Raw genomic sequence first — 19,419 nt, 5'->3', positions numbered from 1 at the left:
TGACTCAGGCGGTAGATACCAACGTAATGGGTGCGTTTGTTCATTAATTCAACCATCTACCAGTTAAGTCTGTTGTACCAATAGGGAGCAAGGTGTTCGCTGTAACTTTGTCCCTGCCATTGTGGCTGGCCAAAAGTAAAGCTCACCTGTCCCTGCTGGCCGGTGGTCCACTGCTTTGCTCCCACCTTTTGATATCGCGCCACCACCTGTGGGTGAGGAAACTGCCAACGATTGCCCCTTCCCGCCGGATGCACCACCGCTTGAGGGCTTACCTTCGCGACCCAGCGCCCACTAGAGGAACTGCGACTGCCATGATGGGGGGAGACCAGCACCGTTGCTGGCTCAAACTGCAGCTGCTTTTCAGCGGCTCTCTCGATATCACCGGGCAATAATATTGAATGGTGAGCGCCGGAAATGCGCAGCACGCAGGAACCGTTATTGCCCTTTAGGGGCGATTTTTGCCAGCGTAAATCGAGCCCCTGCCACCGCTGAGGTGCCGACAAACAGCCTTGGCCTTCAATCAGTTTAATATCCGGCCACTGCCTGATGGCCGCTTCTTTGCCGCCAGCGTGGTCATTATCCCCATGACTGACCACCAACCACTCCACCTGCGTAATGCCACGGCCTTTAATAAACGGCGCCACCACCGCATCCACGTAGTTAAAGCCCGAGGGAAACCCAGCTCCAGTATCATAAATCAGTGCCTTAGCGCCCCGCTCCACCACCACCGACAACCCCTGCCGCACATCCAATACGTGCACTCGCCACCGCTGGGGCGCTTCAGGCAGTAAGGAAATCAGCGACGGTAACAACAACGCCGCCCCTAACCACACCGCCCCGCCTAAAGGACGACGCCAAATGAGCCAAAGGGCTACGGGGACCAACATCAATGCCCCTATGGCAATGGGCAACACCAACTGGGCACCGGGCAAATTCGCAGCAACGGCAGCCACCTTGGCGACTGGCCACAGGCTCCAGTCTGCCAGCCACAGTAGCCATTCGGACAGGCCCAAACCGCTGGGGGTTAACCACAGCAGAAGACTGGACAGTAGCGTCAATGGTAAGGCAACTAATGTCACCCAAGGCACCATCAGTAAATTGGCCCAAAGTCCGTGTAGAGTTACCGACCCAAACCACGCCTGTTGCACCAGAGACAGGGTCAAAGTTAATCCCAATTGAATCCAGACCAGCGTTAGCACCGGCCCTTGAACCCAAGTCGGCTTCGCCCACAGCAGCAACAAAATTGAGGCCACCGCCCCAGCAGACAGCCAGATGCCGGGGCTTAGCACCGCCAGAGGCTGCCACAGCAGCAACAACGCGCAGGCTCGCAGCAAAAGCTCCCACGGGCGACTAAAGCGGCCGCTGGCCACCAGCGCCAGTCCAGCCAACGTCATCACCAGCGCCCGCTGTGTTGCGATACTCAGACCGGCCAGTGCCGCATAGGCACTGACCGCCACCGCCGACAGCAGCAACACCCAAGCCCAGCTGCGTCCACCTTGCCCAAAGGGCGTTAACCGACAGGCCCAGCCACCCACAACCAAGGTCAACATTGCGATGGTGCCAAGGTGCAGCCCAGAGATGGCGATTAAATGAGACAATCCCGCGGCCCTAAGCTGCTGCCAACGCTCGCTATCAATCCCCCGCCGGTCAGCCATCGCCAGCGCCCGCAGCAGATCCCCTTGAGGTAACTCTGAGGTAGCCGTCAGCAGCTGCTGTGCCAACGGCTGACGCCACCCCACCTCCGCACTAAGTCTTTGCGCAGCAATAATCTGCCCTTTGGCACCAATGCCTTTGGACAGGGCATGACGCCAGCCATTAAACCCATATTGATTCAAGGTTGTGCTGGGTCGCTGCAGCCTCGCCGTTAATCGAAATCGCTGCCCCAACTGCCAATCAACCTGACTGTCGATGCTAAGCTTTAGGTGTTTGGGTAGGTGAAATTTTTGCGACTGTTCACCAACAGACTCGACCCGCCAATCGGTTCGCTGGTATAGTGCCTCGCTGTCCACCAACGACAGCAACCTGGCCTCAAAGGTGTAAACACCCTCAACCAAGGCATCCGATTGCTTGACTTGAGACGAGGCATGGAAGCTAAACCAACACACCGCCAGCAGCGCACCGCCCACTAGTGGCCAGCGTCTGACGGTTAAGATTGAAACCAACAATAATAAAATGAGTTCTGGATGGGTCAGCAGCCTCGGCCAAAACAGTGCCGATGCCATCACCATGACCCAACCCAATAGAAATTGATTCACCTGACACTGTTTAGGCGATTTTGCAGCACTATGCCAAAGAAGACTTTACAACGGCTGATGCCGAACCCGGACGCACTCAAGAAACACAAATACCTCAAGATATTCGGCGACCTTATCGATCGACCGGGGATCTGGCACCTCAATCGTCGCAGCGCCGCCGGTGCACTGGCGGCGGGCATGTTTGTGGCCTGGATTCCAGTTCCGTTCCAGATGGTACTTGCCGCTGGCGCGGCCATTTTGATGGGAGTCAACCTGCCACTGGCCGTGGTGACGGTGTGGTTTACCAACCCAGTTACCATGCCGGTGATGTTCTATCTGGCTTACGTGGTGGGAGCCAAACTATTAGGCAACGAGCTGCAAGCGTTTAACTTCGAGTTGAGCTGGCAGTGGCTTGAGCAGAGCTTGGGGCAGATCGGCGAACCTTTCCTACTGGGCTGCCTCGTCTTAGGCGTTGCCAGTGCCATCTTCACCTACTTTGTGATCAACAGCCTGTGGAAGTACTCCATTCTGTTTAACTGGCGCAAACGCCGTAAACAGCGCCGCCGCTTTGGTGGCTAATCTGCAACCAATAACGACAAAGGGCACCCAATTCGGCGCCCTTTGTTTTTTATATCTCTAAACAAAGCAAAACATTATCAATTTAGCGCTCTGGCTGGCTCCTGTTTGGCCGCCTGCCACGCGGGATAGAGCGACGCGATGAGGGTAACCACAAAGGCGATGGCACTGACGGTCAGCACATCGCTTAAGATAAGCTCAGAGGGTAGAAAATCGATAAAATACACCTCCCCAGAGAGGATGGTGATGCCGAATAGCTGCTCCAGATACGCCAACAAGCTTGATAAACGCCACGCCAGCGCACTGCCAAGCACAGCGCCAATAAGGCAGCCCGTCAGTCCCGTCAACGCCCCCTGAATCACGAAAGCCAGCAGTACCGCTTTTCGTCCCAAGCCCATGGTACGCAAAATGGCGATCTCACTTCGCTTATCCCGAACCGACATCACCAAAGAGCAGATGATGTTAAAGCTGGCCACCGCCACCATCAGCACCAGCACCACGTACATCAGCATCCGAATCAACTGGATATCGGAATAGAGGTGCCCCTGAGTGCGGGTCCAGTCGTTGAGATACAGATAGTGATCTTGACGATAGCCAATTCGGCGCACCGTTGATGGGGCATCAAACACATCCGCCAGCGCCAGCCGAACGCCGCCGACACCGTCGCCAAATTGACGAATGGTGGACGCAGAGCCAAGGTTGGTAAAGGCAGTGGTGCGATCGATTTCGCCGCCAAGATCAAACACGCCGGTTAAGGTAAACACCTCCCGCTTAGGAGGCCTGCGCCCCTCATGCAAAGCGCGAGGAACCAGCAGGGTTACTTTATCACCCAGCTCCAACCCAAGCTCTTTCGCCAATACCTTTCCCAGCACCAAGGGACGATTGTCCGTCGCCAGAGACCGCCAGGCCTCGTCGCTCATGTAATCACTGGCTGCAGACACCTTGGACTCCAGCTCAGGGTCAATGCCGCGAACGCTAATCCCTTTGAGGGTTTCGCCCTTCATCAACAGTCCATTCACCAAGGTAAAAGGCGCAGTGGCAACCACTGAATCCTCCTGCTCGGCATCCGCCGCCATGGCGCGCCAGTCAGGAATCGGGCTGTCTACCGCCACCAATTCAGCATGGGGCACCACCGCCAGCAATCGCTGCTTAAGCTCCCGCTCAAAGCCGTTCATGGCCGAAAGCACCACAATCAACACCAGCACCCCAAGAGCCACACCGACTATCGAAGACAGGGAGATAAAAGAGATAAACTGATTGTTGTTTCTGGCCCGAAGAAAGCGCCAGCCCAGCTGCCAGGCTAAGGCAAACTGATTCATAGAGACTCCTGCAAACGGCCGCCATGCATCATCAGCTGCCGATCCAGTTTCGCCGCCAACTCGCGATCGTGGGTCACCACCACAAAGGCGGTGCCCTGCTCCTTCGCCAGTTCGCGAATCAAACTGTACACTTCGGCGGCGGTGCGCTCATCCAGATTTCCTGTCGGTTCATCGGCCAACACCAACGCGGGGTTATTCACCAGCGCTCGGGCGATGGCCACCCGCTGACGTTCACCACCGGAGAGCTCCGATGGCTTGTGATCCATTCGCTCCCCCAGCCCCACTCGCTGCAGCAAACCTTGGGCTCGGCGCTTCGCTTCGCCTTTGTTGGTGGCCGCGATCAGCAGAGGCATCATCACGTTTTCCAGCGCCGTGAACTCTGGCAACAGATGGTGGAACTGATACACAAAACCCAACTTCTGATTACGCAGGCGGGTACGGGCACTGTCGCCCATGGCAAACAGGTCCTGCTGCAGAAATTCAACCTTACCTTCCGTTGGCGTATCAAGGGTTCCCACAATGTGCAGCAACGTACTTTTCCCAGAGCCTGAGCTGCCGACAATCGCCAGCAACTCGCCGGCATGCACCTCAAGGTTCAGGTCGGTCAGAACCCGAGTTTCCAGTTTGCCTTCGTTGTAAACTTTGCCCAGATTTTGGCAGCAAAGCAGTGGCTTATTCATAACGTAACGCCTCAGCAGGTTGAATCTTAGATGCCCGCCAGGCGGGATAGAGGGTGGCCAAGTAACTCAGAAGCAGCGCCCCAAGCATGATGGTCGCAATCTGACCGTAATTGATGATCACCGGCAGCGCCTGTCCAGGAGGCAGCAGCCAGATCCCCAGCGCGGACAGCACATTTTGCAGGTTCAGCGCCACCACAAAACCGACCGCGCCACCAATGAGTACCCCGAGAACCGTGCTGGTCATCCCCTGCACCGAGAACACTCCCATCACCTGAGCACGGCCAAGCCCCATGGTTTTCAAGATGGCAATGTCGGCGGTTTTATCGGTTACCATCATCACCAGCGCCGACACCACGTTAAAGGCCGCGATGGCGATGATGAGCGTCAGTAGCAGCGCCATCATGTTCTTCTCCATCTTGACCGCGCTGAACAAGGTGCCGTACTGCTGACGCCAATCGCTGATGTTCACCGTATCCGCAGCGCTCTCAAACTGAGCTTTGAGCTCTTGGGCAATTTGCGGAGCCGCAAAGGCATCATCGAGATAAAGACGCAATGACGAAACTTTACCACTGCCGATTCGGGTTAATTTGGCGGCGTCGTTCACGTGGATGTACGCCAAGGCGCCGTCCACCTGAGCACCAATTTCAAACACCCCAACCAAGGTAAAGTTTCTCTGGCTGGGGACACGCCCCATCGGCCCGTAGCTGGCACCGGTAGCGGAAATCACCTTGATGCGGTCACCAAGCATCAGATTAAGATCCCGCACCAACTTGCTGCCAAGTACGATGCCATACTTCCCTGGGGTGAGATCCGCCAAGGAGCCTTGCAGCATGTGGTTCCCGATGCCAGAAAACTCAAGTTCCTGCGCCGGCTCAACCCCAAGCAGCTGAACCGCAGACAACTGGCCATCCCCCTGCAACATCGCTTCGGTCGCCACCAAAGGCACGCCGCCACGCACCCCTTGATGGTTCGCCACTTGGTCAAGCAAAGGTTGGTAATCGCTCACTGGCTTGCTTGGGGTTACCACCACTTGCGGTACCGTGCCCAACAGCCGATGCTTAAGACGGCCCTCAAGACCATTCATGGCCGAGGTCACGATGATCAAGGCCGCCACACCCAGAGCGATGCCAACCACAGAAAAAAAGGTAATAAAGGAGACAAATTGCGTATCTTTTCGGGCACGCCAATAGCGCAAACCGATGAACAGGGAGACCGAGGGTGACATTTAACCATTTGCCAAATACATAAGTTATCGGATAATAAAGTTATTCACCCACTGGATACAAGCGCCGCCATGACAAACGAGCACCAGAACTTCTTCAGCGTTGCCTGCGATTTTCTATTGCTGGCCGACCCAATCGAACCAGAGTTCAAGCTGGTGGACGACGATGCCCTGATCGCCATGATGCCCAGCGCCTTCCAGTTGATGGCTCAGGTCAATCAAGTTGAACAGCGGGTGTTGCCACTGATGAGCAACCTCAAACAGGAAACCGCCGAGTTAGCGGAATACCTGAATCTGCAAAATCGAAAAATCGATCTGGTCCTGCAGATGCAGCTGGCCAACTCCCTTGAAGCCCACTACCGCTGCAAAGGGGTCAGCTTTGGCGGCAGTGGCGTAAAAGTCAGCCACCAACAGGCGATCGAGGTGGGAACGGTATTGGAGATCAAGCTGCTGGTAAGCGAAGAGAACATCGCCGTTTACGCCATCGCCGAGGTGATCGACTGTCAGCAGGTTGAAGACCGCTACCACTGGCACCTGGATTTCACCAGCATTAGCGATGGTGATCAGGAGCAGTTAGTGCACGCTAGCTTACAGGTAGAACAGCGCCACCTGCGCGCTCGAGCCGCCGCCCGCCGCCAACAGGCGGATTAACATTCGAAAGCCTTCGGCGGTGTTCGCCGGAGAACAACACAAGTTTGTAATATGAGTCGTTTCTCCCCACTGTCGCCAGCGAAAGCTGGCCCAGGCACCAAGCGCCGCCTAACCGGCCTGCTTGGTTGCGCTTTAAGCCTCACCATCAGCCGACTGGTACGCCAACACCAAGGCGTCAGTCTGCTGATAACCAAAGATACGCCCAGTGCGCTGCACCTTGAGCAGGAGCTCAGTTACCTGTGCCCGGATCTGGATGTCACCCTGTTCCCAGATCGTGAAGTGCTGCCCTACGACAGCTTCTCGCCTCATCAGGACATCGTATCCCAGCGCTTAGAAGCCCTGTACCACTTGCCCAACCTAACCTCAGGTTTGGTCATCGTGCCTGTGAACACCGCCATGGTCAGGCTATCGCCAGTCGATTACGTGGCCAGCCAAGTCTTGCTGTTGGAGCCCGGGCAAACCATCAACGTTGCCAGCCTCAAGCACAACCTAACCCAAGCCGGTTACCACCATGTGGAACAAGTGTATGAGCACGGTGAGTTTGCGGTGCGCGGCTCGATTATTGATCTGTTCCCCATGGGCAGCGACGAACCTTTGCGTTTGGATCTGTTCGACGATGAGCTGGAATCGATCCGTACCTTCGATGTGGACAGTCAGCGCAGCGGCGGCACCTTAGATAAGATTCGCCTCCTGCCCGCGCGCGAGTTCCCCACCAACGATAAAGCCATTGAACGCTTTCGTAGCCACTGGGGTCAGCACTTCAACCGCATCAGCAACGAGTCAGAATCGGTCTATCAGCAGATCAGCAAAGGTTTGATGCCCGGCGGCGTAGACAACTACCTGCCACTGTTCTTTGACGAAACCGCGACCCTGTTCGATTACCTGCCTGAGCAGGTACAGCTGCTGACCACCGGTGACATTCAGGCCAGCGCCGAACAGTATCTGGTGGACGCTCAGCACCGCTATGAGAACTATGGCGTCGACCCACTGCGGCCGCTACTGCCACCTGAGCAGCTGTTTATGCGCCCAGAAGAGCTGTTCTCACTGATGAAGCCCCATGGCCGAATTCAGCTGACCGACGAGATCAGCGAAATTGCCAAACAGCCACAAGCGGGGGTTACCGCCATTGGTGACATCGCCGTAAACCATCAGCTCAAACAGCCCACGTCAGCACTGGCAACCCGCCTGTCTGAAGTTAAACGCACCCTGTTTAGTGTGGAAACCGACGGTCGCCGCGAAGCGCTGATGGAGCTGCTCAAACCTTTGCAGCTCAACATTCAGCCCTTCGAGCATCTGGATCAGTTCCTCGACAGTGATGCACCCATCGGCCTGGTGGTATCGCCACTGGCCAACAGTGTGGTGCTGGACAAGCAGAAACTTGCCATCGTCTGTGAAGAGGAGCTTTTGGGTGGCCGAGTGCGTCAACGCCGCCGCGCCCGCAAAGCGGTCAGCTCCGATACCCTCATTCGAAACCTGGCCGAGCTGAAAGTCGGCCAACCAGTGGTCCACCTCAAACACGGGGTGGGCAGCTATCAAGGGCTACAAACTCTGGATGCCGGTGGCATGAGCACCGAATTTTTGGTGCTAAAGTATCGCGACGACGCCAAGCTGTATGTGCCGGTGTCGGCGCTGCACCTCATCAGCCGCTACCACGCCAATGAAGACAGCGAAGTCACCCTCAACAAGCTGGGCTCTGAAGCCTGGGACAAAGCCCGCCGCAAAGCCGCCGAAAAAGTACGTGATGTGGCCGCCGAACTGCTGGATGTCTATGCTCGCCGTGAAGCCAAACCCGGCTTTGCCTTTGAGCTGGATGACGTTGAATACACCAAGTTCTCCGCCTCCTTCCCCTTTGAGGAGACCATCGATCAGCACAACGCCATCGATGCCGTGGTGCGAGACATGCGCACCAGCAACGCCATGGATCGCCTGGTGTGTGGTGACGTAGGCTTTGGTAAAACCGAAGTGGCCATGCGCGCCGCCTTCGTGGCCGTTAGCGGCGGTAAGCAGGTCGCCGTACTGGTGCCCACCACTTTGCTTGCGCAGCAGCACTACGATAACTTCCGCGACCGCTTTGCCGACTGGCCAGTACGCATCGAAGTGCTGTCTCGATTTAAGACCGCCAGCGAACAGAAAAAGGTGTTGTCGGATCTGGCCGAAGGTAAGGTCGACATCCTCATCGGCACCCACAAGCTACTGCAATCAGAGATCAAATTTACCGATCTCGGCCTGCTGATTGTCGATGAAGAGCACCGTTTTGGAGTGCGTCAAAAAGAGCAGATCAAGGCGCTGCGCGCCGAAGTGGACATTCTAACCCTGACCGCGACGCCAATTCCGCGTACCCTCAACATGGCGATGTCGGGCATGCGAGATCTGTCCATCATCGCCACTCCGCCAGCCCGTCGACTGTCGGTGAAAACCTTCGTACGCCCCAAACAGGGGGAGCTTATCCGCGAAGCGCTGATGCGGGAGATCATGCGTGGTGGTCAGGTTTACTTCCTGCACAACAGCGTGGAAACCATCGAAGATTGCGCCAAAGAGCTGGCTGAGCTGGTTCCTGAGGCTCGTTTTGCCATCGCCCACGGCCAGATGCGAGAGCGCGAGCTGGAGCGGGTGATGAGCGATTTCCACCACCAGCGCTTCAACGTGTTGGTGTGCACCACCATCATCGAAACCGGCATCGACATCCCCAGTGCCAACACCATCATCATTGAGCGCGCCGACCGCTTCGGTCTGGCGCAGCTGCACCAGCTCAGAGGCCGCGTAGGCCGCTCTCACCATCAAGCCTACGCCTATCTGCTCACCGCAACCAAGAAGCTCACCAAAGACGCTCAGAAACGTCTGGAGGCGATTTCGCAACTGGAAGACTTGGGAGCGGGCTTCATGTTGGCCACTCAGGATCTGGAGATTCGAGGTGCCGGTGAACTGCTGGGCGATGAGCAAAGTGGCCACATCGCCAAAGTGGGCTTTAGCCTCTACATGGACATGCTGGAGCAGACCGTTGCCGCCCTCAAAGCGGGCAAAGAGCCGTCTCTGGATCAGATTCTCGCCGAGCAGACCGAAGTGGAGATGAAACTGCCTGCACTGCTGCCCGATGATTACATTCCCCACGTCAACACCCGTCTGGCTATCTACAAACGCATCGCCTCCTGCAACAATGGCGATGAACTGATGGAAACCCGAGTTGAATTGGTGGACCGCTTTGGCAAACTGCCGGACGCCACCGAGAACTTATTACGAGTTACCGCACTCAAACTTAAGGCGATGGCCCTGGGCATTCGACGTATCGATGGCCACACCAAAGGCGGCAGCATTGAGTTCGGCCCAGACACCAAAGTGACTCCGGAAATCGTCATTGGTTTGCTACAATCAGATCCGGGACGCTACCGAATGGATGGTCCGACTAAATTGCGTTATCAAGATGAGCAGCAGGAAGCCAAAGCTCGTCTAGATACTTTGGAGCAACTGCTCACTTTATTGGGAAATCAATGATTAGACAGACGTTTGTCGCATTAACCTTGCTGGCCAGTGCCCTTGCCGCACCGGCCAACGCCGAGCTTGCCACCTGGTTTGAAGTTGAAGTGGCGGTGTTTGAGCGACCACAAAGTTCCAGTGAAACTTGGCCGGAAGACAAAGCGCCAGTGAAGACCAGCCACACGTTCGACCTTCTTGGGCCGGCGATGATGCCTGATCTCACCTCATTGACCGGCGCCTTGAGCGAATGCGATCCATACAGCTGGCAGAATCAGGAGCCCTGCCCTGAGCCAGCCGCGCCGCAAAAGCCGCAGCTTCCCTCTCAATTACCCAATGTGGTGACCTCAAACTTGCCCGGCGATCCTTTGCTGGGCAAACCGTTTTTGCTGGATGATTCAGAACTGGAGTTTACCGCCGCGCTCAACAAACTTAAGCGCCAAGGCATGAAGCTGAAACTGCATTCGGTCTGGAAGCAACCGGTATACAGCCGCGGCAACAGCCAAGCGTACCGGTTATACAGTGGCAACAACTTCGGCGAGCGCTTCTTTGCCGATGGCCGCCTGCGTCCAGCTCAAGACAGCGCCTTCTCCCAGTTCGATTTCAGCTGGCCATTAGTGCCCTATTCGGCCCAAACAGATCCGGTTTGGGAATTGGATGGCTGGCTGCGCATCTACCTGAATCACTTCCTCTATATCGATACAAAGCTGCAGCTTAGAGAAGAGATAGAGCGGCCTATTACTCGTCAGCTTACCGCCGAAGAAGCTGAGCAGAGCAGCTTAAACTCCGCCGTCAATGACACCCTAGAGCTGGCGACCGAACAGGAACAGCAGGTGGAGACCGAGCCGTTTTTGAGCATCATCGAGATGAAGCAAAGCCGACGGGTTCGTAGCCGCGAGGTGCACTACTTTGACCACCCACGCTTAGGCATGGTGGTGCAAATTCGCCGCATGCCACAGCCAAAGGCGGAAACCGAAGAGTAAAGGTAAAACCTCAGTCTCTGGCGGCACCTGCGCCGAACGCACAACAAAAATCCGAAGCACTGGCTTCGGATTTTTGGTTTTAATGACAAGGCTTATGTTTACACTTAGTCAGCCTACTTTTGCAGGCGCTGGATTAGGTTATCTGCAGCGGTTTCAATCAGATCTAAAACCAGCTCAAACCCTCTGTCGCCACCATAATAGGGATCAGGAACCTCTTGGTCGCCAAGAATCAGACCCAACTTATGTTGATGCTCTGCAGGACAGCGACGCTTAAGGTCGGATAGGTTGTCGCGGTCAGCAGCGAGAATCAGGTCAAAGCGCTCAAAGTCGTCGCTAACAACCTGACGCGCTCGCATCTGGCCAAAATCGTAGCCGCGCTTTCGCCCTGCCTCCATGGAGCGGGCATCGGGACGCTCTCCCTGATGATGGGCGATGGTTCCCGCGGAATCGAGCTCAACCTGTAACCCGGCTTCAGAAAAACGCTGACGAAATACCGCCTCAGCCGTAGGACTGCGGCAGATGTTGCCCATGCACACGACTAAAACTGACTCTATTTTATTATTCATAAAGTTAACCTTCGCTACGGCCATGGTTGAAACGGTGACATCAACCGCCTTGGATACGCAGATTCAAGCCTACCACAAGCCCTCATCATCCGGCTGACAACATCCTGAATTAATAAGGCCAAGACGTTTATCAATGCATGAGCAACGTTAAAGCATGGAGGGCACAACCGGCCAACAGCGGTCATTGGGTGGATGGAGTAACGCTTGGCATGAGGTGCGCCTCGACTAACTTACCAAGCGCGCTAAACTCGATACCAAAACTGCCGAATCTAACAAGTCACCTTGATGCCTTTGTTATGCTTTGATCACACCCATTGCTTCTGACAAGGACTGAAAATACCCACTTGCTCGCTTTCTTCTTACATTAAGTTGCTCAATTGCTTTATTACAGAAGTCGCTGAATCCGGTTACTTGAATATCGATTGAAGATTGAGTTCTTAATCCATTGACTTCAACAAACCAACCACCATCACCAAACCGATAACTCTCACATGTTGTAGAACTGCCCTGCTTAGATGAGACGCGTAAAGTCCAGTCCATTGCGGTTCTCTTATCCATAGGGTTAGAAATTTCCTTAGAGTCTTGGTGAATAAATGATTTGTCTCGTATAAACTTTACTTTATTGTGAAAGTTCATATCGACTTTATCCTTTAGCTTGGGCTTTTTTAGCCCAAATCGATATTGATTGTTTATTCGATACATTTGCTGCATAAGCTTATCAATTGCTTCAACTCAAGCAACATAGTAGGTGCAAACACTTAACAAGCTTTTTAGATATAAGCGCATGTTAAATTCATCAAACATGATTCTTGTGCTTTGAGTAGTGTTACTCGAACGTAGATCCTCATCTACTTTACTCGCGTGTAGTTGCCACTGTTTCAACTCCATCGATACAAAAGCACACATATGGTCAATGTTAAATATAAGGTTCGGATCTGGAAACAGCTCACCACGTTCGTTATACGTACGCAACTGATTGCCTCCAAGCATACAATCACTTAATAAATTCATAAACTCATAAATTCCTAAAGACATAACGCCTCGTTAAGCGGATAAGATGGTTGGCTATAATCGCGAAGCGATAGCCAACTGTTTTTATTCCATTTAAACTACTTGTTAGCTGTATTCATTCAAATTTGCGACTCTGTAAAAAAACGAAACATATAAAAGCCCCAAATCTTTTTGTACTTCTCGAAGCTTGTCTATATGCTCGCTTCCACAGGAATTACCCGTAAAATCAAATAATGACAAAACCTCAATGATTTTAAAGTCCAATTTTACGGCTAATTCATACGCTTTGTGATCTTGTAAAACTTGGCAAATTGCTATTGCTTCAGCTAAAACTAATTTATGCTTCTCGGTTGTTAAAAGTAGATAGTCATCAATTACCATTTTTTCCAAATCGCTTTTAATCACATTAGCAGGTTGTTTCTTTGTAACTAGACCACAATAAACATGCAAAAGAGATTCAATTTTCGCATACATTGGGCTATAGACTTCTTGTAATTTCGATATAGCTAATTGACGATTTTTCATGGCTTCCATGTTTCTTACAGATATATTTTGAATGTTCGCAATTTCAATATCTTTTTCTTTTGAGATTTTGGCTAATTCTTTCTGAGATTGAATTGTTTTTTTAAATTGGAAAAACCCAAAGAACATTCCTACCATAGCCACTAAATAAGGACCTGTAGCCTTAATGATTTCAATATAATTAACGGTATTTTCACCAACTGCCACGGTATCTCCTTTTACAGCTAACAGTGTATTACTGAGAATTCACAGTAAACGCCAAATCCTGTAGGTGACCGTCTACGGTCACTTAACGCACGACAATGCGACTAACTTACATTGTTAGATATAAAAAACAATGGCTTAGATCAAGCGCCATACATTCTTAGGGTAAAACATAGAAGTCTTGAATCGCAGTGATCTCTTATAGAATCCCATTCTGAGCTGAGCCGTAGAAACCGTCCTTAAGTACAAGGGCACTGGATACCGGCCTTCGCCGGCAAGACGTTGTTCGGGTTCAGTGAGAATGGCAGGTTTGGGCACAAAGCAGACGATTTAGTGCCGTCCAAGAGTAACGGTCTCTTCACGGCGCCAGCCGAACAGGTAAACAAATGGGGGGACGATAGCGGTAAAGTAGGTAGGGCTAGGATGTGTGATGCTAGAGAGATGTGTTAAAGACACGAATTTTTAAAAGACAGGCATTCATTGAAGGGGCTTTGTCGGCATCATCCGAAAAGCCCCTTTATCGTCATCAAGGAAGCAGTGCCCCTTTGAGCTGCTGCATCAAGGCTTGGCCCCCTTCAGAGTTGACGTAATCCAGCAGTATCTGGCTAAACTGGCCAACCATGGCGCTGTCGAGACCCAAGCTAGAAAAGGCATCATTTAAGCCCAGCAGAGAGCTGCCGCTGTCTCCCATCACCTGCCCCAGCATGCTGCCGAAACCGGAATCCGAGCTCTCACCCGATGACAACAACTTGGTGCCCGTAGCCAAAAGCCCATCCATGTTAGGAATGATGCCGCCAAGAGCCGACAGGTTTTCGCTAGACAGGTTCGGCTGCGCCGTTGCCAACAGCGCCCCTAATCCCCCTTGCGCTTGCTGCTCACTGACACCCAGTTGAGAGGTTAGCGTTTCCAGCAAATTTGCCATTGCCGAGGTGGAGGGCAGCAGCAATGCGCTGGCCAGCATTAACATTGAAAGAAAGCGTTTCATTGGCGTGGACTCCGAAGTAAAAGGCTAAGGATAGTTGGCTTTACAGCCATTGATTGATGGCTTGTAGCAAAGAGCTTTTCTGAATGGGTTTGTGAAGCACGTCATTCATCCCAGATGCCATGCACATCTGATGGGACTCAGCGGTGGTGGTCGCGGTTAATGCCAAAATGGGCACGTCACAGCCATTGTCACGTAGCGCTTGCGTGGCTTCATAGCCGTCCATCACAGGCATGGAGCAATCCATTAAAATGAGGTCGTAAGGCTTAACCTGAGCTTGCTCGAGGGCTTGTTGACCATTCTCAACGATGGTGACCTGACAGCCGGCTTTCTCCAGCATCAAACGCACCACCAACTGGTTTGCTTTGGTGTCTTCCGCGACCAAAATGTTGCCCTGCTTGGTCGAAGATTCCTTTATCGACTCAGAAGCGGCTAACGTGGCAGGCTCTAGCGCCAGCGCGAAGTAGAAACGGGTTCCAATTCCCAACTCGCTGAATACCTCCAGCTCACCCCCTAAACGGCGAACCAGCTTTTGGCTGATGGACAGCCCAAGGCCCGTGCCTTTTTTAGAGCTGGTCTCTTGGGTGAAGGGATCAAATAGGTGTTTTTGAAAATCATCACTGATGCCAGGGCCTGAGTCTTCCACCCAGGTGATCAACTGAACTCGCCGCCCCTCCTGGCTCATCGTTAAGCCCAGAGTCACGCCCCCTTTGTCGCTGTGGTTGACCGCATTACCAAGCAGGTTCAGTAACACCTGTTTATAGCGACTCGGGTCAATCAGCACCGCAGGGGGAAACTCGCCTTTAAACTGGCACTTAATCTCCATACTCTTTTCACTCGCCAATGGACGAACAATCTCTATGCAATCCATGCACAGGGCTTTGATGTCTACCGGTTTTGACTCAAGGCAGAACTGATCAGAGTCAATTTTGTTGTAATCCAGCACATCATTAATAAGCGCCAACAGGCTTTTGCCTGACTGCGTCAGTACCCTGAGTAATTGAGCTTGTTCCGCATCCAATTTACTGGATGCCAACAGATCGGCGCAGCCTAGCACCCCATTCATCGGCGTCCTGAGTTCATGGGTCACCATCGCCAAAAAGCGTGAGCGCAGGGTCGACATCCGATGGGTCTCCTGCTCAGCCTGTTGCAGTTGGTTAAACGCCAACCAGTTGTCGTAAAACGCCCCGTAAAGCGACACCAAATCTCGGAAGAACTCCTGCTGCAATTTGGAATAGGGGGCGTGACCGCCATCGGCCACAATCAAACGAACCCCCTTTGAAGCGACCTGAAGGCCACGGGTAAATCCATGCCGAGACAGTAGCTCGAAGCTGGAATCCAAGTGTTTACAGTCGATTTTGGGCCATGGGCCTGCATTGGGTGTGGGTAGGCACAATTTTCGACCTCGCCCCCATTCGAGCCCAACCCAGGCAACGCCTTGGGTTGCGAGCAACTGTTCTAAGGTGGCTCTGATGCTGTCAAAAGGTGAGGAGACGCTGGCGGCCAACAAGGAGCGCGCAGTGCCGAGCAGGTAAACATCGAATTTTTGCCGCAGGCGAATCTCACCAGCTTGCTGTTGATTCAGTTCATAAAGCTCAAGGCTCTTATCTTCAAGAAGTTGCTCGGCTTCCTGCCGCGCTCGGCGTTCCCGCTCATAACGCTTGCGCCAGATGTCGGACATATTAAGCGCTCTGATGGGTTAGCAGAAAGCTGACTCGAGTCTTATTGTCTCCGCTCAAATCGGTCATCTTGATTCCCAACGATTCGTTGTAATGATCCGCACAGCGAGCGATCAATCCGTGGGCCACGTCGGCTAAGCCTCGGGGAGAGTTATAGATAACCTCCATCACCTCAGCACTGTTTTGTGGGAACTCAAAGGTTGGCACCTCGGCGTCGGCATGGATCTTCTTTACGTGGGTGTGAATTTCGTTTTCCACCGCATACAAAAATTCAAAGCAAGATTTGCAGCCAGACATGCGGCCGGAGTAATGGTCCATCAGCTTTGGAAACAGGTGGTAGCCGTAGGTATAAAGCAGCTCTGGCACCGGAGTTTTCACTTTATCGCTTAACGCCACCACCAGAGAGACAATCTCTTCATGGTCGTAATTGCCCACTCGGGTATAACTGCCGCCACTGGGCAATTCAACCTCATCAAACAGCGCCTCGGTGACTTCTGGCCCAAAGGCGGTGTCCACCAGATCTAAAAACTCGGTAAAGATGATTCCCTGCATATTCCGTCCCTAGCTAATTTCGCATCCTACGATTAAGCGTAGACTAGAGGTTTGGTTTGATCCTGTCTGCAAACCGCTGAAAAATCGAGCCAAGCTTAGGATCAATCACCATCTGGCAGTAACCTTGCTGCTGATGCTGACGGTAGTAATCTTGATGCTCCTGCTCGGCAGGAAAGAAGCGTTCGCCTACCACCACCTCGGTCACTATGGTGCCATCAATCTGACCGCTTCGCTGAAAACGCTGAATATAATCATCAATGATGGGATATTGAGACTCGCTGCACTGAATGAAAGAGCGATATTGTGGGCCCACATCGGCCCCTTGACGGTTCAACGTCGTTGGGTCGTGCGCGGCAAAAAACAGCTCCAAAACAGACTGGAGGTCTATCACATTGGGATCAAACGTGAGCTTGACCACTTCAGCATGTCCGGTATCGCCACCGCAAACTTGACGATAACTGGGCTTATCTAACTGGCCACCCGCATAACCGCTCACCACTGATTTGATGCCGATGATCTGCTGGAATATCGCTTCAATGCACCAAAAGCAGCCGCCGCCAACAATCAGCGTCTCTTCAGATTGTTCAGAGGCCTTAGGCTCAAATGCCAAACTCAGCGAGTTTACGCAATCGCGCATGTTGGTTGGGGTGAATCCTTCCCCCTCAAACCGATGCCCTAAATGCCCTTCACAATTGGCACAGATGATCTCGGTGCGGCGGCCATCGGCATCTTCCCGAGTGGACACCGCGTCCCCATTGGCCTCATCGAAGGCAGGCCAACCACAACCGGAATCAAACTTACTGGAGGCATCATAAAGCGGATTGCCACACTGGCGACACAGGTACTGACCTTGCGCTTTATGGCTGTGAAAGCGACCGCTATAAGGGCGCTCAGTTCCTTGATGAAGCAACACCTGCTGCTCAGAATCGGTTAACTTGGCACGCTTAGTCATGATCGCTCTCCACAAATTAACGATTAATGGGCTTCTAAACGCCATCCATGGCCATTCATGCAGGTCTCGAATCGGCCATTGAAGTCAGCGGCACTGTCATCAGTTTGGCGGTTACAGATGTCTCTGTCCTGCATAAAAGCCTGATTATCTTTAGAATCATGCACCCAAGTTGCCTCAGGGCCTCCACAGCCCATGGTCAAAAATGAACTGGCAACCACCAAAGCAACCGTCGTACTGCGAATCATATTTCTCTCCTTAGTTAATCTTTTGCCAGCATATCAGAACCGACTGCGGTTGCATCAAATACTCGCTTCTGACACACTTGCGCCCGCAAAAAATCTTGGAGTCCGTTATGTCCACAGAGATATACAAAGAGTTTTATTTTGAAGCCGCCCACCGCCTGCCCCACGTACCCGAAGGGCACAAATGCGGCCGCCTTCATGGCCACTCTTTCTTAGTACGCATCTACATCAGCGGTGAAGTGGATCCACATACCGGCTGGATCATGGACTTTGGCGACCTGAAAGCGACTTTTAAGCCGATTTACGACCGTCTAGATCACCACTATCTTAATGACATTCCGGGGCTGGAAAACCCCACCAGCGAAGTCTTAGCCAAGTGGATCTGGAACGAGTTAAAACCGCTGCTTCCACAACTTAGCATGGTTGAAATTAAGGAAACCTGCACCGCAGGTTGTCGCTACCGAGGCGAGTAATTTCTACAAAAAAAGGGGCCAACGGCCCCTTTTTCCTTCAATATTTCCGCACTATCTCATCGGCAATTCTATGCTTGAGAACATCTCATCAACCTGCTTTTGATCCCGAAGCAGCTGCGCGTGCTCAACTCGGTCTCGAGTCAGGTGTGGTGCGAACCTTTCCATAAAGTCGAACATGTAACTTCTTAAGAAGCTGCCCTTTCTAAATCCGATCTTCGTGGTATTGGCTTCAAACAGGTGCGATGCATCCACAACAACCAAGTCTTTATCTTCAACTTCGTCCAGCGCCATGGTGGCCATCACTCCCACCCCTAAGCCCAAACGAACATAGGTTTTAAGCACGTCGGCACTGGTGGCTGAGAACACCACTCTTGGCTCAAGGTTATTGCTGTTAAACGCTTTCTCTAGGGCACTGCTGCGGTTAAAGCCAAATACGTAAGTTACCAGCGGGAATTCGGCGACATCCGATAGGCTGATCTGGCTTTTGGACGCTAATGGGTGATCTTTACGGAACACGATGGAGCGATTCCAATCGTAACAAGGCAGCATCAGCAGATCGTGATACATGTGCATGCCCTCAGTCGCAATAGCAAAATCGGCATCGCCACGAACCGCCATTTCACAGATCTGATCCGGCGTTCCCTGGTGCATGTGCAGATTCACCTGCGGATAACGCTCAATGAACCCCTTAATTACCGATGGTAGAGCGTAACGAGCTTGAGTATGGGTTGTGGCAATATTCAGATCACCTCGGTCTGGCTGAGTGTATTCTCGAGCCACTTTCTTAATGCTCTCTACCTTGCCTAGCACCTCAGAGGCGATGTCGATCACCTGCTGACCAGCAGGGGTGACATGGGTCAAGTGCTTGCCACTGCGTCCAAAAATCTGAATGCCTAACTCATCCTCAAGCATTCTGACCTGCTTACTGATCCCCGGCTGAGAGGTGTAAAGGCTCTCCGCGGTAGCTGAGACATTGAGGTTGTTATTGAGTACCTCAACGATGTAGCGCAACTGCTGCAGCTTCATGAGTTGGAGTTCCTTGTTATTTTCTAAATTCCATATAGTTATATAGTAAAGCAATTTACATGACAAATGGAATATGA

General features: G+C 52.7%; 18 protein-coding genes. 5 read left to right on the top strand and 13 right to left on the bottom strand.

Annotated elements, in window-relative coordinates; translation table 11 throughout:
- Nucleotides 1-56 precede the first annotated feature (56 nt).
- A complete protein-coding gene (locus FCL42_RS01940; protein WP_136861680.1) occupies nt 57-2,255 on the bottom strand; it encodes a DNA internalization-related competence protein ComEC/Rec2 in 2,199 nt (732 codons plus the stop codon).
- Nucleotides 2,256-2,285: 30 nt separating this feature from the next.
- On the opposite strand from FCL42_RS01940, the gene FCL42_RS01935 reads away from it, so the two are divergent.
- The gene (locus FCL42_RS01935; RefSeq protein WP_136861679.1) at nt 2,286-2,813 is read left to right on the top strand and encodes a DUF2062 domain-containing protein; all 528 of its coding nucleotides are present in this window, start codon (nt 2,286-2,288) and stop codon (nt 2,811-2,813) included.
- Between the two features lie 77 nt (nt 2,814-2,890).
- On the opposite strand, the gene lolE is transcribed toward FCL42_RS01935, so the two are convergent.
- The 3 genes from lolE to FCL42_RS01920 are packed head-to-tail and all read right to left on the bottom strand — an operon-like array spanning nt 2,891 to nt 6,034.
- Nucleotides 2,891-4,129, bottom strand: coding sequence for a lipoprotein-releasing ABC transporter permease subunit LolE (gene lolE, locus FCL42_RS01930; RefSeq protein WP_136861678.1), 1,239 nt, complete (start codon nt 4,127-4,129; stop codon nt 2,891-2,893).
- Complete coding sequence (lolD, locus tag FCL42_RS01925) at nt 4,126-4,809, bottom strand: lipoprotein-releasing ABC transporter ATP-binding protein LolD (RefSeq protein ID WP_136861677.1); 684 nt, start codon at nt 4,807-4,809, stop codon at nt 4,126-4,128. Before lolD ends, lolE begins: the two co-directional genes overlap by 4 nt.
- Nucleotides 4,802-6,034, bottom strand: coding sequence for a lipoprotein-releasing ABC transporter permease subunit (locus FCL42_RS01920; protein WP_136861676.1), 1,233 nt, complete (start codon nt 6,032-6,034; stop codon nt 4,802-4,804). Before FCL42_RS01920 ends, lolD begins: the two co-directional genes overlap by 8 nt.
- A gap of 69 nt (nt 6,035-6,103) precedes the next feature.
- Here FCL42_RS01920 and FCL42_RS01915 point away from each other — a divergent pair, with 69 nt between their 5' ends.
- From FCL42_RS01915 to FCL42_RS01905, 3 genes are read left to right on the top strand one after another with little or no spacing between them, the layout of a single operon-like run.
- Nucleotides 6,104-6,682, top strand: coding sequence for a PilZ domain-containing protein (locus FCL42_RS01915; protein WP_136861675.1), 579 nt, complete (start codon nt 6,104-6,106; stop codon nt 6,680-6,682).
- Between the two features lie 51 nt (nt 6,683-6,733).
- Entirely contained in the window at nt 6,734-10,171 is a 3,438-nt protein-coding gene (gene mfd / locus FCL42_RS01910; protein ID WP_136861674.1) for a transcription-repair coupling factor, read from the top strand.
- The gene (locus tag FCL42_RS01905) at nt 10,168-11,133 is read left to right on the top strand and encodes a CsiV family protein (protein WP_136861673.1); all 966 of its coding nucleotides are present in this window, start codon (nt 10,168-10,170) and stop codon (nt 11,131-11,133) included. Before mfd ends, FCL42_RS01905 begins: the two co-directional genes overlap by 4 nt.
- Before the next feature lie 113 nt (nt 11,134-11,246).
- Here the strand turns inward: FCL42_RS01905 and FCL42_RS01900 are convergent, their stop codons facing one another.
- The 8 genes from FCL42_RS01900 to FCL42_RS01865 all read right to left on the bottom strand — a co-directional run bounded on the left by FCL42_RS01900 (nt 11,247) and on the right by FCL42_RS01865 (nt 17,846).
- A complete protein-coding gene (locus FCL42_RS01900) occupies nt 11,247-11,699 on the bottom strand; it encodes a low molecular weight protein-tyrosine-phosphatase (RefSeq protein ID WP_136861672.1) in 453 nt (150 codons plus the stop codon).
- A 294-nt stretch (nt 11,700-11,993) separates the two neighbouring features.
- Nucleotides 11,994-12,410 (bottom strand): hypothetical protein, encoded by a 417-nt coding sequence (locus FCL42_RS01895; protein WP_136861671.1) that lies wholly within the window; start codon nt 12,408-12,410, stop codon nt 11,994-11,996.
- Between the two features lie 405 nt (nt 12,411-12,815).
- Nucleotides 12,816-13,439: a hypothetical protein gene (locus FCL42_RS01890; RefSeq protein ID WP_136861670.1), complete on the bottom strand. Its 624-nt coding sequence runs from the start codon at nt 13,437-13,439 to the stop codon at nt 12,816-12,818.
- A 523-nt stretch (nt 13,440-13,962) separates the two neighbouring features.
- Nucleotides 13,963-14,421 (bottom strand): DUF2780 domain-containing protein, encoded by a 459-nt coding sequence (locus FCL42_RS01885; protein ID WP_136861669.1) that lies wholly within the window; start codon nt 14,419-14,421, stop codon nt 13,963-13,965.
- A gap of 40 nt (nt 14,422-14,461) precedes the next feature.
- Nucleotides 14,462-16,099 carry a response regulator gene (locus tag FCL42_RS01880; RefSeq protein ID WP_136861668.1) on the bottom strand — a complete coding sequence of 546 codons (1,638 nt, stop codon included), beginning with the start codon at nt 16,097-16,099 and terminating at the stop codon, nt 14,462-14,464.
- Between the two features lies 1 nt (nt 16,100).
- The gene (locus tag FCL42_RS01875; RefSeq protein ID WP_136861667.1) at nt 16,101-16,649 is read right to left on the bottom strand and encodes a heme NO-binding domain-containing protein; all 549 of its coding nucleotides are present in this window, start codon (nt 16,647-16,649) and stop codon (nt 16,101-16,103) included.
- A gap of 43 nt (nt 16,650-16,692) precedes the next feature.
- Nucleotides 16,693-17,601: a bifunctional methionine sulfoxide reductase B/A protein gene (locus tag FCL42_RS01870; protein WP_136861666.1), complete on the bottom strand. Its 909-nt coding sequence runs from the start codon at nt 17,599-17,601 to the stop codon at nt 16,693-16,695.
- A 23-nt stretch (nt 17,602-17,624) separates the two neighbouring features.
- Nucleotides 17,625-17,846, bottom strand: a complete 222-nt coding sequence (locus tag FCL42_RS01865) for a hypothetical protein (protein WP_136861665.1) — start codon at nt 17,844-17,846, stop codon at nt 17,625-17,627.
- A gap of 107 nt (nt 17,847-17,953) precedes the next feature.
- On the opposite strand from FCL42_RS01865, the gene queD reads away from it, so the two are divergent.
- On the top strand, nt 17,954-18,316 hold the full coding sequence (gene queD, locus FCL42_RS01860; protein ID WP_136861664.1) for a 6-carboxytetrahydropterin synthase QueD: 363 nt from the start codon (nt 17,954-17,956) through the stop codon (nt 18,314-18,316).
- Between the two features lie 51 nt (nt 18,317-18,367).
- On the opposite strand, the gene cysB is transcribed toward queD, so the two are convergent.
- Entirely contained in the window at nt 18,368-19,342 is a 975-nt protein-coding gene (cysB, locus tag FCL42_RS01855; protein ID WP_136861663.1) for an HTH-type transcriptional regulator CysB, read from the bottom strand.
- Between the last annotated feature and the right edge of the window lie 77 nt (nt 19,343-19,419).

The sequence above is a fragment of the Ferrimonas aestuarii genome, from assembly GCF_005116665.1.
Taxonomy (GTDB): Bacteria; Pseudomonadota; Gammaproteobacteria; order Enterobacterales; family Shewanellaceae; genus Ferrimonas; species Ferrimonas aestuarii.
The sequence above is the reverse complement of the archived record's forward strand: the minus strand, read 5'-3'. Positions and strand labels throughout refer to the sequence as shown.

What these genes read in the sequence shown, in the direction of transcription:
- FCL42_RS01935 (WP_136861679.1), top strand. Translation starts at nt 2,286, where the DNA reads ATGCCAAAGAAGACTTTACAACGGCTGATGCCGAACCCGGACGCACTC.
- lolE (WP_136861678.1), bottom strand. Translation starts at nt 4,129, where the DNA reads ATGAATCAGTTTGCCTTAGCCTGGCAGCTGGGCTGGCGCTTTCTTCGG.
- lolD (WP_136861677.1), bottom strand. Translation starts at nt 4,809, where the DNA reads ATGAATAAGCCACTGCTTTGCTGCCAAAATCTGGGCAAAGTTTACAAC.
- FCL42_RS01920 (WP_136861676.1), bottom strand. Translation starts at nt 6,034, where the DNA reads ATGTCACCCTCGGTCTCCCTGTTCATCGGTTTGCGCTATTGGCGTGCC.
- FCL42_RS01915 (WP_136861675.1), top strand. Translation starts at nt 6,104, where the DNA reads ATGACAAACGAGCACCAGAACTTCTTCAGCGTTGCCTGCGATTTTCTA.
- mfd (WP_136861674.1), top strand. Translation starts at nt 6,734, where the DNA reads ATGAGTCGTTTCTCCCCACTGTCGCCAGCGAAAGCTGGCCCAGGCACC.
- FCL42_RS01905 (WP_136861673.1), top strand. Translation starts at nt 10,168, where the DNA reads ATGATTAGACAGACGTTTGTCGCATTAACCTTGCTGGCCAGTGCCCTT.
- FCL42_RS01900 (WP_136861672.1), bottom strand. Translation starts at nt 11,699, where the DNA reads ATGAATAATAAAATAGAGTCAGTTTTAGTCGTGTGCATGGGCAACATC.
- FCL42_RS01895 (WP_136861671.1), bottom strand. Translation starts at nt 12,410, where the DNA reads ATGCAGCAAATGTATCGAATAAACAATCAATATCGATTTGGGCTAAAA.
- FCL42_RS01885 (WP_136861669.1), bottom strand. Translation starts at nt 14,421, where the DNA reads ATGAAACGCTTTCTTTCAATGTTAATGCTGGCCAGCGCATTGCTGCTG.
- FCL42_RS01880 (WP_136861668.1), bottom strand. Translation starts at nt 16,099, where the DNA reads ATGTCCGACATCTGGCGCAAGCGTTATGAGCGGGAACGCCGAGCGCGG.
- FCL42_RS01875 (WP_136861667.1), bottom strand. Translation starts at nt 16,649, where the DNA reads ATGCAGGGAATCATCTTTACCGAGTTTTTAGATCTGGTGGACACCGCC.
- FCL42_RS01870 (WP_136861666.1), bottom strand. Translation starts at nt 17,601, where the DNA reads ATGACTAAGCGTGCCAAGTTAACCGATTCTGAGCAGCAGGTGTTGCTT.
- FCL42_RS01865 (WP_136861665.1), bottom strand. Translation starts at nt 17,846, where the DNA reads ATGATTCGCAGTACGACGGTTGCTTTGGTGGTTGCCAGTTCATTTTTG.
- queD (WP_136861664.1), top strand. Translation starts at nt 17,954, where the DNA reads ATGTCCACAGAGATATACAAAGAGTTTTATTTTGAAGCCGCCCACCGC.
- cysB (WP_136861663.1), bottom strand. Translation starts at nt 19,342, where the DNA reads ATGAAGCTGCAGCAGTTGCGCTACATCGTTGAGGTACTCAATAACAAC.